This window comes from Arcobacter rhizosphaerae, from assembly GCF_049472155.1.
Taxonomy (GTDB): domain Bacteria; phylum Campylobacterota; class Campylobacteria; order Campylobacterales; family Arcobacteraceae; genus Arcobacter_B.
In genome coordinates this window covers 543,471-555,639 of the sequence record NZ_JBMOVW010000002.1, presented here as the reverse complement: position 1 = coordinate 555,639, position 12,169 = coordinate 543,471, and the positions used below count along the sequence as shown (strand labels likewise).

12 protein-coding genes are annotated in these 12,169 nt (G+C 28.1%); 8 read left to right on the top strand and 4 right to left on the bottom strand.

The genetic code is table 11. The features are described from left to right. The first annotated feature begins 3 nt into the window (after positions 1-3). The 8 genes from ACH5BH_RS05795 to ACH5BH_RS05760 all read left to right on the top strand — a co-directional run bounded on the left by ACH5BH_RS05795 (position 4) and on the right by ACH5BH_RS05760 (position 8,717). The gene (locus ACH5BH_RS05795) at positions 4-1,200 is read left to right on the top strand and encodes a phosphoglycerate kinase (RefSeq protein WP_404306207.1); all 1,197 of its coding nucleotides are present in this window, start codon (positions 4-6) and stop codon (positions 1,198-1,200) included. 54 nt (positions 1,201-1,254) lie between these two features. Further along, positions 1,255-1,965, top strand: coding sequence for a triose-phosphate isomerase (locus tag ACH5BH_RS05790; RefSeq protein ID WP_423297734.1), 711 nt, complete (start codon positions 1,255-1,257; stop codon positions 1,963-1,965). Beyond that, complete coding sequence (fabI, locus tag ACH5BH_RS05785) at positions 1,965-2,792, top strand: enoyl-ACP reductase FabI (protein WP_404306203.1); 828 nt, start codon at positions 1,965-1,967, stop codon at positions 2,790-2,792. The genes ACH5BH_RS05790 and fabI overlap by 1 nt, the downstream gene beginning before the upstream one ends. Before the next feature lie 189 nt (positions 2,793-2,981). After that, positions 2,982-4,220 (top strand): diaminopimelate decarboxylase, encoded by a 1,239-nt coding sequence (gene lysA / locus ACH5BH_RS05780; RefSeq protein ID WP_423297749.1) that lies wholly within the window; start codon positions 2,982-2,984, stop codon positions 4,218-4,220. A 17-nt stretch (positions 4,221-4,237) separates the two neighbouring features. Beyond that, entirely contained in the window at positions 4,238-5,305 is a 1,068-nt protein-coding gene (gene pheA, locus ACH5BH_RS05775; RefSeq protein WP_404306201.1) for a chorismate mutase, read from the top strand. Positions 5,306-5,325: 20 nt separating this feature from the next. Then, a complete protein-coding gene (gene hisC, locus ACH5BH_RS05770; RefSeq protein ID WP_423297733.1) occupies positions 5,326-6,432 on the top strand; it encodes a histidinol-phosphate transaminase in 1,107 nt (368 codons plus the stop codon). Between the two features lie 12 nt (positions 6,433-6,444). Beyond that, positions 6,445-8,247, top strand: coding sequence for a 1-deoxy-D-xylulose-5-phosphate synthase (dxs, locus tag ACH5BH_RS05765; RefSeq protein WP_423297732.1), 1,803 nt, complete (start codon positions 6,445-6,447; stop codon positions 8,245-8,247). Then, entirely contained in the window at positions 8,247-8,717 is a 471-nt protein-coding gene (locus ACH5BH_RS05760; protein WP_404306195.1) for a hypothetical protein, read from the top strand. The genes dxs and ACH5BH_RS05760 overlap by 1 nt, the downstream gene beginning before the upstream one ends. Before the next feature lie 31 nt (positions 8,718-8,748). On the opposite strand, the gene ACH5BH_RS05755 is transcribed toward ACH5BH_RS05760, so the two are convergent. The 4 genes from ACH5BH_RS05755 to maf all read right to left on the bottom strand — a co-directional run bounded on the left by ACH5BH_RS05755 (position 8,749) and on the right by maf (position 12,089). After that, positions 8,749-10,089 carry a L,D-transpeptidase family protein gene (locus tag ACH5BH_RS05755; RefSeq protein WP_423297731.1) on the bottom strand — a complete coding sequence of 447 codons (1,341 nt, stop codon included), beginning with the start codon at positions 10,087-10,089 and terminating at the stop codon, positions 8,749-8,751. A gap of 102 nt (positions 10,090-10,191) precedes the next feature. Beyond that, positions 10,192-10,986 (bottom strand): hypothetical protein, encoded by a 795-nt coding sequence (locus ACH5BH_RS05750; protein ID WP_423297730.1) that lies wholly within the window; start codon positions 10,984-10,986, stop codon positions 10,192-10,194. A 12-nt stretch (positions 10,987-10,998) separates the two neighbouring features. Then, positions 10,999-11,343: a winged helix-turn-helix domain-containing protein gene (locus ACH5BH_RS05745; protein ID WP_423297729.1), complete on the bottom strand. Its 345-nt coding sequence runs from the start codon at positions 11,341-11,343 to the stop codon at positions 10,999-11,001. 200 nt (positions 11,344-11,543) lie between these two features. Continuing rightward, positions 11,544-12,089: a septum formation inhibitor Maf gene (gene maf, locus ACH5BH_RS05740; RefSeq protein ID WP_423297728.1), complete on the bottom strand. Its 546-nt coding sequence runs from the start codon at positions 12,087-12,089 to the stop codon at positions 11,544-11,546. Between the last annotated feature and the right edge of the window lie 80 nt (positions 12,090-12,169).

The window sequence follows — 12,169 nt, the reverse complement described above, 5'->3', positions numbered from 1 at the left end:
AAGATGAAATTACAAGAAATCAAAAGTATTGATATAGCAAATAAAAGAGTATTTATTAGATGTGACTTTAACGTACCAATGGATGAATACAATAATATTACTGATGATAGAAGAATTAGAAGTGCTTTAAATACAATCAGATATTGTATTGATAATGATTGTTCTATTATTTTAGCTTCACACTTTGGTAGACCAAAAAATGGTTTTGAAGAGAAATTTTCTTTAAAACCAATTGCTAAGAGATTACATACTTTACTTAAGCAAGAAATTAAAATGGCTCCTGGAATAGTTTGTGATGATACTATTTCAATGGCAAAATCATTAGAAGCTGGTGAAATTCTATTATTAGAAAATATGAGATTTGAAGCAGGTGAAACTAAAAATGATGAAGCTTTAAGTAGTAAACTTGCTTCTATGGCTGATGTTTATGTAAATGATGCATTTGGTGTATCTCATAGAGCACATGCTTCTGTTGAAGGAATTGCTCAACATTTTGATATTAATTCAAAAGCAGCTGGTTTCTTACTTGCTAAAGAGATTAAATTTTTCCATCATATTGTAAATGAGCCAAAAAGACCATTTGTTTCAATTGTAGGTGGTTCAAAAGTATCTGGAAAATTAGAAGCTTTATATAACCTTGTACCAAAAGTAGATAAGATTCTTATTGGTGGAGGAATGGCATTTACTTTTCTGAAAGCACAAGGTTATGAAGTTGGAAACTCATTAGTAGAAGAAGATTTAATTCCTGAAGCAATTAAGATTATGGAAGAAGCAAAACAATTAGGTGTAAAATTATATTTACCAGTAGATGTTGTAGCAGCAGAAGCATTTGATGCAGAAGCATTTGCTAAACCAACTACTACACAAGAAATTCCAAAAGGTTGGATGGGATTAGATATTGGACCTGCAACAGCACTTTTATTCTCACAAGCCCTAGAAGACGCGCATACTATTTTGTGGAATGGACCAATGGGAGTTTATGAGATGGATAAATTCGCAAAAGGTAGTACAAAAATTTCACACGCAGTAGCTTCATCTTATGCAACAACTGTAGTTGGTGGTGGTGATACTGCTGATTTAGTAAGAGTAACTGGTGATGAAGATGAAATGACATTTATCTCAACTGGTGGTGGAGCATCGCTAGAATTAATTGAAGGAAAAGTTCTTCCAGGTGTAAAAGCATTAGTTATTGAAGACTAAATATTAATAGAAATAAAGTTTTCTTTTTAAAGAGAACTATTAAAAAGGAATGTTATGGCAATAATTGCTAGTAATTTTAAAACAAACCATACAAGAAAAACAACATCTTATTTTGTAGAAGAAGTAAATAAATATTTAGTATCAAATAATGTGTCAAATGATGTATATATTTTCCCAACATCAACTTCACTTGATAAGTTTGAAACAATACCAACACTAAATATTGGAGTACAAAATGCTTATGCAACGCAGAAAGGCTCTTTTACAGGAGAGATTGGTACAGAACAATTAGATGAATTTGATGTAAATACAATTCTAATAGGTCATAGTGAAAGAAGACATATTTTAGGAGAATCTCAAGAAGAAATAGCAAAAAAATTTGCTTTTTATAGTGAACTTGGATATAAAATAATTTATTGTGTAGGAGAGCCTTTAGAAGTTAAAGAAGAAGGTTTAGAAAAAACATTAGAATATATTTATTCTCAATTTGAAGGAATTGATATAAATTATGAAAATCTAATTTTAGCTTATGAACCTATTTGGGCTATTGGAACAGGTGTTACAGCTACACTTGAAGATATTACAGATGTTCATTCTGCACTAAAATCAAAAATTGAAAAACCACTTTTATATGGTGGTTCTGTAAAAGTTGATAATGTTAGAGATATTTGTTCATTACATGGTGTTGATGGGGCATTAATAGGTACTGCTTCATGGATTATTGAAGACTTTATTCAAATTTTAGAAAATACAAAGGATTTATAATGTTTATGAAGGGTAAAAAAGGTGTAATTTTAGGTGTTGCAAACAATAAGTCTATTGCTTATGGTATTGCTAAAGCTTGTGCGGCACAAGGGGCGCAAATTGCATTTACTTATTTAAATGATTCTTTAAAGAAAAGAGTTGAACCAATTGCACAAGAGTTTGGAAGTGCTGATTATGTATATCCTTGTGATGTATCTAAACCAGAAGAGATTAAAGCATTAAAAGAATCAATTGAAAAAGATATGGGTCAAATTGACTTTATTGTTCACTCAATTGCATTTGCTCCAAAAGAAGGCTTATCTGGAAGATTTTATGATATTTCTAAAGAAGCATTTGATGTGGCAATGGATATCTCTGTTTATTCATTAATTGAAGTAGTAAGAGAATTAAAACCTTTATTAAGTGATAATTCATCTGTATTAACATTAACTTATTATGGTGGAGCTAAATATATTCCTAATTATAACTTAATGGGTGTAGCAAAAGCTGCGTTAGAAATGACTACAAAATATTTAGCAGAAGATTTAGGAAAAGATGGAATTAGAGTAAATGCTATTAGTGCTGGACCTATTAAAACTTTAGCAGCAGCTGGTATTGGTGATTTTAGATTTATGCTTAAGTGGAATGAAGCACATTCTCCTTTAAAGAAAAATGTATCAATTGATGAGGTTGGAAACTCAGGTATGTATTTATTATCTGATTTAAGTTCAGCAGTAACAGGTGAAATTCATTATGTTGATTCAGGATTTAATGTAATGGGTATGCCTGCGGTTAATTTTGATGAGAATGGAAGACCTACTATTGCATGGAATGGCACAGATAAATAGTCATTAAGCATAAGCTTTTGGCGAACTTCTACGTTGTCAGAAAAGTTTTAGACACTCACTTACTACAGTAAGCTCCTGCCTAAAACTTTTCTTCCGCCTTGAACTTCACTCAAAATCTCATACTTACTAATTATTTATATATAAAACAAAAAAGTTTTAATTTTTAATTTATTGAAATTTTAAATTAAGATTTTAAAGAGGAATAGGGAATTAAAGAGTATGAATATAAATTTTAAAGAATTAGCAAACAAGTATCAAACGCCATATTATGTATATGATTTTGATCATATTAAGGCACAATATGAAGAATTAAAAGGGGCTTTTAAAGCTAGAAAATCTCTTTTAGCTTATGCGGTTAAGGCAAATTCGAATTTATCTGTTATTAAGCACTTAGCAAATTTAGGAGCGGGGGCTGATTGTGTTTCAATTGGTGAGGTTAAAAGAGCATTAAAAGTAGGAGTTCAACCTTATAAGATTATTTTTTCAGGTGTTGGGAAAATTGATAGTGAAATAAAAGAAGCTTTAGAACTTGGTATCTTAATGATAAATGTTGAAAGTGCTGCAGAGCTTGATAGGGTTGAAGTAATTGCAAAAGAGTTAGGAAAGGTAGCTAGAATATCAATTAGAGTTAATCCAAATATTGATCCTCAAACTCATCCATATATTTCAACTGGTTTACATGAAAATAAGTTTGGTGTTGATATTGATACAGCAAAAAGAATGTATATCCAGTGTAAAAATAGTGAAGCTTTAGAGCCAAGTGGTATTCACTGTCATATTGGTTCTCAATTAACAGAGTTAGAACCAATAAAAGAATCAGTTAAATTAGTTGCTGATTTAGTAAGAAACCTTGCAGCAATTAAGATTGATTTATCTTTCTTTGATGTTGGTGGTGGATTAGGTATTGTATATGATGATGAAAAACTTATTGATACAAATGAATATGCTCAATCAATTTTAGAAGCTTTATTTGGTTTAGATATTACAATTGTATGTGAGCCAGGAAGATTCTTAGTTGGAAACTCTGGGGTATTTGTATCAAAAGTACTTTATGAAAAAGTAAATGGTGATAAAAGATTTGTTATTGTTGATGGGGCTATGAATGATTTAATTAGACCATCTTTATATAATGCCTACCATAAAATTGAGGTATTAAATGACAATGAAGAGTTAAGTGATTGTAATTTAGTTGGTCCTGTTTGTGAAAGTGGTGACTTCTTTGCTAAAAATATTAACTTACCAAAAACACAACATAATGACTTGGTTGCTATTTATAGTGCAGGAGCTTACTGTTTTACTATGGCTTCAAACTATAATACAAGAGGAAAAGTTGCAGAAATTGCAGTTGAAAATGGGGAAGATAGACTAATTAGAAAGAGAGAAACTTTTGAAGATATAATTGCTTTAGAAGAAGAGTACATTAAATAGCACAAAAAAGGGTACAAATGAATGAGCATGGATTATTAGACTTAAGAAATAAACTTGACACTATTGATGAGGAACTTTTAAAACTTATAAATGAAAGAATGGAAGTTGTACATCAAGTAGGACTTTTAAAAGCTAAAAGTGGTGGAGCAATTTATAGACCTGAGAGAGAAAAAGAGATTATTGACAGATTGGAAGCTGTTAATAATGGAAAATTAAATAGAGCTGCTATTGAAGCTTTATTTTTAGAGATATTTGCTATTTCAAGAAATTTAGAATTACCTGAAAATGTAGCTTACTTAGGTCCTGAGGGAAGTTTTACTCATCAAGCTGCTGAAGGAAGATTTGGAGCTATGAGTTCTTATGTATCGATTTCTTCAATAAATGGGATATTTAGGGAAGTAGATACTAAAAAAGCGAAATTTGGGGTTGTTCCTATTGAAAATTCATCAAATGGAATAGTTACTGATACTATCAATTGTTTAAGTAAATATAATCTTAAAATTATTGCTGAGGTTGTTCTTGATATTCATCATACTTTAGCAAGTACTTGTGATAAGGTAAAAGATATAAAAAGAATTTATTCTAAAGATATAGCTTTTGAACAATGTAGAAAATTTTTAGCTAATTTTGGTTTAGATGAAGTTGAACAAATTCCAATTGAATCAACAACAAAAGCTGCAAAACTTGCAGCAAAAGAACCATTTAGTGCAGCAATTTGTCCTCATGTAGGTGCAAAACTTAATAATCTTCCTATATTATTTGAAAATATTGAAGATAAAGATAATAATAAAACGAGATTTTTTATAATAAGTGATTTTGAAAATGCTCAGTCAGGAAATGATAAAACTTCTATTTTAGTAGAATTACCTGATAGACAAGGTGCTTTAGTTGAGTTTTTAAATGATTTTAACAATGCCCAAATAAATTTAACAAAAATTAAATCACATATTGTTCAAGGAAATTCTATTTTCTTTATAGATTTTGATGGACATAAAGATGATGAACATGTTAAAGAATTGTTAGCAAAACATAAAGACACTGTAAAAGTATTAGGATCTTATGTAAAAGAGATAAACGATATATAAATATTAAATAGGAAATATAAATGGAATTTAATAAAGTTTTAGAAAATGTTACAACTTATGAAGCAGGAAAACCAATCGAACTAGTTGTAAGAGAATATGGAATTGATCCAAAAGATATAATAAAATTAGCATCTAATGAAAATCCTTATGGAACATCGCCAAGGGTGCAAGAAAAAATTCAAGAGTTATCAAAAAATATGTTTATATATCCAGATGATTCTATGTTTGAATTAAAAGAAGCCTTAGCTACTAAATTTGATGTAAATGAATCAAATATTATTATAGGTTCAGGAAGTGACCAAATTTTAGAATTTTGTGTTCATGCTAAGTGTAATGAAAACTCAAAAATGTTAATGTCTAAAACAACATTTGCTATGTATGAAATATATGGTAAACAAACAGGATGTCAAATTTTAAAAACAAAAGATGATGAACATAATTTAGAACAATTTAGTGCTATGTATCAAGAACATGGTGCTGATATAATATTTTTATGTTTACCAAACAATCCTTTAGGAGAGTGTTTAGATAAAGAAGATGTTTATAAATTTTTAGAGACAATTAGCAAAGATACTTTAGTTGTAATAGATGGAGCTTATCAAGAGTATGCTTCATTTAAAGATGAAAAGAAAAAGATTGATGCAAAAGATTTAATAAACAAATTTCCTAATTGTATATATTTAGGAACATTTTCAAAGGCTTATGCTTTAGGTGGTATGAGAGTTGGATATGGTGTGGCAAATGAAGAAATTATCAAGACTTTATATAAATTAAGAGCACCATTTAATATAACAACTTTATCATTAGCAGCAGCAATAGAAGCTTTAAGGGATGAAGAGTTTGTTCAAAGTTGTATAGCTTTAAATTTTGAAGAAATGAAAAGATATGAAGAGTATGCAAAACAAAAAGGTTTTAATTATATTGATTCATATACGAACTTTATTACATTAAAATTTGGTGATAAATATAGTTCAAAGCTAATAGCAACACAACTTTTAAAAAGAGGTGTTATTGTTAGAGATTTAACTGGCTATGGTGTAAATGCAATTAGAATTACTATTGGTTCACAAAGTCAAAATACAAAAGTCTTTAGTATCTTAGATGAGGTATTAGAAGAAAATAAATAAATAAGAATTATTATGGAAGTAAAAAACAAATCATTAGAAGAGTTAGAAGATATTTCTCAAAAAATCAGAGATAGAATTATTGATGTTGTATCGAGAAAAGGTGGACACTTCTCTTCAACTTTAGGTGCAGTTGAATTAACAATTGGAATGCATTATATATTTGATGCTTATAAAGATCCTTTTATATTTGATGTATCTCACCAGTGTTATCCTCATAAACTCTTGACAGGAAGATGGGAAGAGTTTGAAACTATTCGGCAGTTCGAAGGATTAAGTGGTTTTACAAAACCCAATGAAAGTGTTGCTGATTATTTTGTAGCTGGACATAGTTCAACATCTATATCATTGGCAGTGGGTGCTGCTAAATCAATACAGCTTAAAAAAGAAGATAGAACACCTGTTGTTATGATAGGTGATGGTTCAATGACTGCTGGTATGGTATATGAAGCTTTAAATGAATTAGGTGATTTAAAACTTCCTGTGGTGATTATTTTAAATGATAATGAAATGTCAATAGCAAAACCAATAGGGGCTATTTCAAAATATCTTTCTAAGCTTTTAGCAGGGAAGTATTATCAAGGATTTAAAGGTAAAGTTGATAGCTTTATTAAGAAAAATATGCCTGAGGGTACTACTTATATAGCAAAAAGAATGGAAGAAGCTATGAAGCTTATAACTCCAGGAATTTTATTTGAAGAAATGGGGATTGATTATATTGGACCTATTGATGGGCATAATTTAGAAGAAGTTATTGATACTTTAGAAATCGCAAAGGCAATGAAAAAACCTGTAATAGTTCATGCAAGAACAGTAAAAGGTAAAGGATATAAAGTAGCTGAGGGACAACATGAACATTGGCATGGAGTAGGGCCTTTTAATGTTGAAGATGGAGCTTTTGTAAAAAAAGAAGCTCCAAAAGCTGCAACAGCAGTATTTGCAGAAGCACTTAGTAATTTAGCCTGTAAACATGAAAATGTAGTTGGTGTTACAGCTGCCATGCCAAGTGGTACAGGAATAAATAAACTTATGGACGCCTTCCCTGATAGATTTTGGGATGTAGCAATTGCTGAACAACATGCCGTAACTTCAATGGCAGCTATGGCAAAAGAGGGTTTTAAACCATTTATTACTATTTATTCAACATTTTTACAAAGAGGTTTTGATCAGATAATTCATGATGTATGTCTTATGGATTTACCTGTAGTTTTCGCAATAGATAGAGCTGGAATTGTAGGAAATGATGGAGAGACTCATCAAGGAGCATTTGATATTTCATATTTACGATTTATTCCAAATATGGTTTTATTTGCTCCAAGAGATAATGAAACTCTTCATCAAGCAATTGATTTTGCTTATACTTTAGATAAGCCTTGTGCTATTAGATATCCAAGAGGTGCATTTATAGAAACTAATTATAAAAGTGAAGGTTTTAAATTAGGAAAAGCTGAACTTTTAAAAGATGGTAGTTCAAAAAAACTTTTTATTGGATATGGTGCAGCTGTTGGAAGAGCCTGTAAAACTGAAGCTTTACATGAAGAAGATATAGCAGTTTTAGATTTAAGATTTGTAAAACCTCTTGATAAAGAGACTTTAAAAGATTTAGCCTGTAAATATGATGATTGGTATGTATTTAGTGACTCTCAAAAACAAGGTGGAGTAGGAAGCGCTATTTTAGAGTTTTTAAATGAAGAAAAAATATGTGTTAAGCTAACTTCTTTTGAATATGAAGATGATTTTATAGAACATGGTGATACAAAAAAAATAGAAGAGTCAATAGGTTTACTTCCTGAGCAATTAGTACAAAAGGTAATATGATGAATGAATCATTAGATGAATTATTAAAAAAAGCTTCAAAAGAAGAAATTTTAGAAGCATATTCTCTTGCATTAGATAAAAGTGAAGAAGAAGATTTTTGGAAAGAAAAAATTTTACCTTATGTGGAAGCAACACTATCAGTTCTTTTACCACTTAGAGATCAAAATCTACTTTTTACTCCTGAGGGAAAAAAAGTAGAGGAAATTAATAAAGATTTTTTTTATAGATGGGCTGACTTAGTTTGTTTAAGAACAATGGCTTTTATAATAGAGCAATCAAATGAAAGAAATGAACTTGTAAGAACACAATATAAAGATGTCGATTATAAAGCAATTGATTTAAAAATTTTAGGAGAGTATTTAAACTCTTATAGAGTAAATCTTACAGATGAAGATAATCTTGATTTTCCTGTAGCAAATTACAATCTTCATACAGGAATGTTAACTACTATAAAAACACTTATAAAATAGGTATTTCTACCTATTTAAAGTTTTAGATATATTAAAAACTATGATTTAACTTTTGGATTTTGTCATATCCATAAATATCATCAGTAAATTTTAACTTACCATTTTTTTCATAAGCTGTGATATAAGTTATATGTAAAGGAAGTTTTTTACTTAGTCTAATAGAGTCAGTTTGTTCTTTATTATATATATTTCTTACACTTTTATATGACTTTGTCGTGTAATAAGTACTTATATGTTTCATTAAAGCTAATGGATGCTCCAATCTAATACAACCATGACTTACAGCTCTAATCTTTGATTTATTTATTTTGAAACGCCATGAACCAATAGTATCGTGCATATAAACAGCATGGTCATTTTTGAACATATATTTTACTCTACCCATTCCATTTGTTTTAGAAGGTAATTGAATAAATCTATAAGGTATATATTTTACATCATCTTTTAGATATTTATCCCATTTTACATCTTTAAATTTTATAGGTTCTAAGTCTAAGTCATATTTTTTGTATCTAATTACAATATTTTTCTTTTTCAAAAAGTTTTTATCTTTTAAAGCCTTAGGAATAATACTTTTTTTAGCAATTGAAGTAGGGATATTCCAAGTAGGATTTATAATAAAATAAGATAACTTACTAGATAAAATAGGTGTTTGATCTTTTTTTGAACCCACAACAGTACCGAAGCTTTTTACTTTTTTGCCTTTTTCATATAAACTGAAATTATAAGAAGGAATATTTAACTGAATAAAGTTTTTATTATCAAAACTTTTTAATAGTTTCAATCTTTCGATATTTAGTTTTAATCTATATTTTTTCTTTTTGTTTAAATTTTTTTTATTTAAAAGCGTAATAAATTTAAAAAAATCAGGATGTTTGGGAGTATATTGCTTTAGTATTTCATTTATTGAGATATTAGGATTTTCATAGTTTTTTAGAAGAGCTTTTGTATTTATTTCTTTTAAATACATTTCGTATGAATACTTAAAGTCTTTGTACTTTTCTTTTTTCAGTTCTTTAAAAAAAGCATCTTTATTGATACATGAGTTTTCTAAGTTATTTACATATATAGGAAAAAAATCTTTTAAATTTTGTGAGATTTCTTCTTTAGTATCTAGTTTTTTAATTTCTTCATAAAAATCATTGTTTTTACATAAAGAAGAGTATTTATCAATTTTTATAATCTCAAGAAATTCTTTTTCTTTCTTATTTAATAATGCCAAAGGATTTACTTTTTGTTTTTCCTTTTTTTCTAAAATATTTGCTTCTTTATATTTCGTATTTATAACATATTGTTCAGGTATTTCTTTTTTACTACAGGCTGTTAAAATAAAAATAGTTATACTTAATAGAAAATAATTTGATAGTTTCATGGTATCCTTTCTTTTGGCTATTTTACAATAAGTTTATAAAATAGTTATTAAATTTTTAGTTCTCAATATAGTTATTGTGAGATTTAAAATTAATGGTTTTCTTTATACTTTTAACAATTCAAAATATAATTTACTCATTTTTTCATAGTATGAGGTATTATCACCTAATTCAATATTTAGTAGTTCATATATTACATAATCATTAAGTAAATCATCTGTTAGTTCAATAAATTCGGTCTCTATATCTATATTTACATAATTAGATTCTTCTTTAGATTTTAAATACTCTTTTATAGATTTAAGTGTTTTTGGTTTTTTTAATGTTTCTAAATCTTTTAATAGTTGAGTTAAATCATTTTTGATATCTGATTTTTCTTTTTTTACCCAAGCTTTTAAATTTTCAAAATCTATTTTATCTATGTTTGAGTGTGCTACAGCTACTGCTTGAGGATAACATTCTTTTCCATTGTGATAGTAATATGCACATAATCTATCTTTAACACAATCTGTTGGAGATAAAAGTTTTAATGTTCCAACATGAGATTTTAACTCAATTGTTTTATGTACTCGTTCGTCACCTACAGAAATAGGACCTGTTGGAAATTCTATAAAGTATGGATTATCTTTATATTTAAAATAACCATCTTTTGTCTTGTGAAAACCTAAATCTAACATAGTGGAAATTACTTGTTTTGTTTTTACATTAGGATTTGCAATAAAATCTAAATCAAGTGATGAGTAATTGGAATTAGTATATATTTCCATACAACTTCCCCCAGTTAATACAACATCAATATTTCTATTTTTTAATACTTGACAGACTAATGTGGCACAATCTTGGACATCAATCAGATTATTAAGCAACTCAATATTACTATGGTCATTTTTTTCTTCCATATTTAATTTTACCTATCTTCTTAAATTTAATGGTTTATTTTTACTTCTAACTCTTGTTCTATCTTTTTTTACTAGTCTTGCTCTTTCTTCTGGCTCGTATGTTGATCTTACTTTTAGTAATAAAGCAATAAGTTCTTTCATATATATATTTCTTTGATTGAGTTTGTATATTCTCATATTACCATAGTCTTGGCCAACAATAATAGAGCCTTTTTCTAATTTATCTAGTTGTTTTTTAATTGTAGCTTGAGTTACATCATAGAATAATGCAATTTCTCTTGCATAAGCAGAGTCTCTTGCTAATAAGTATTGTAGGATTCTTTCTACATTTTGACCACCAAATAGTACTTCTAACATTTTTTGTTCCTTTTTATTTGCTATGAGTAAATATATATATGCTTATGGCATATTTATATATTATAATAGTAAATATTAAAAAAAAATTAATTTAACTATAGTTTCCATAAAATAAGGGTTGTGTGAATATTATCTTGTTTCCATATATATTTTTTAAGTTAAATTTTATAAATAAATATGATAGAAATTTAATAAATTTCTTAAAGATATGTTAAAAGTTTTTCAACACAAAGTCCCATTGCACAACTTTCATATCCCTTTACTTTTTTTATATAAGGCTTACAAAATCCTTCTACCATGATAGCACCTGCTTTTCCAAAACATTCACCAGAATTTATATATTCATTTATATGTTTTTCATCAAATTTATTAAATTTATATGTTGTAACACTTATATCTATAAGCTCTTTTTCCTTTGATTTATAAATCATACAAGTTATTACAGAAGTTTCATTTCCACTTTGAAGTTCTAACATTTCTCTTGCATCATCTTCATCTTTTGCTTTTCTAAGTAGCCTTCCATTTGCAGTAACTACAGAATCAGCAACAAGTAAAGGCATATCCTCAACCCCATACTTTTTATATAGTTCTTCAAATTTTCCTTTTGTTGCCTCATAGCAAAAAGATTTTGGATTTTGTGTAGTTATACTATCTTCATCAAAATCTCCACCATTTTGAATAAAATCAATCCCAAAATTCTTAAGTATTAGTGCTCTTGTGGGTGAATTTGAACCAAGTCTTATCAAGTTAAACCTTTTTTATTAGAATTATACTGTATTAGTATATAATATGACTTTTAAAAAATGAATAATTTATAGGAATAAAT

Excerpts from the sequence above, each read along its gene's own strand:
- ACH5BH_RS05795 (WP_404306207.1), top strand. The coding sequence starts at position 4 with ATGAAATTACAAGAAATCAAAAGTATTGATATAGCAAATAAAAGAGTA.
- ACH5BH_RS05790 (WP_423297734.1), top strand. The coding sequence starts at position 1,255 with ATGGCAATAATTGCTAGTAATTTTAAAACAAACCATACAAGAAAAACA.
- fabI (WP_404306203.1), top strand. The coding sequence starts at position 1,965 with ATGTTTATGAAGGGTAAAAAAGGTGTAATTTTAGGTGTTGCAAACAAT.
- pheA (WP_404306201.1), top strand. The coding sequence starts at position 4,238 with ATGAATGAGCATGGATTATTAGACTTAAGAAATAAACTTGACACTATT.
- hisC (WP_423297733.1), top strand. The coding sequence starts at position 5,326 with ATGGAATTTAATAAAGTTTTAGAAAATGTTACAACTTATGAAGCAGGA.
- dxs (WP_423297732.1), top strand. The coding sequence starts at position 6,445 with ATGGAAGTAAAAAACAAATCATTAGAAGAGTTAGAAGATATTTCTCAA.
- ACH5BH_RS05760 (WP_404306195.1), top strand. The coding sequence starts at position 8,247 with ATGAATGAATCATTAGATGAATTATTAAAAAAAGCTTCAAAAGAAGAA.
- ACH5BH_RS05755 (WP_423297731.1), bottom strand. The coding sequence starts at position 10,089 with ATGAAACTATCAAATTATTTTCTATTAAGTATAACTATTTTTATTTTA.
- ACH5BH_RS05750 (WP_423297730.1), bottom strand. The coding sequence starts at position 10,986 with ATGGAAGAAAAAAATGACCATAGTAATATTGAGTTGCTTAATAATCTG.
- ACH5BH_RS05745 (WP_423297729.1), bottom strand. The coding sequence starts at position 11,343 with ATGTTAGAAGTACTATTTGGTGGTCAAAATGTAGAAAGAATCCTACAA.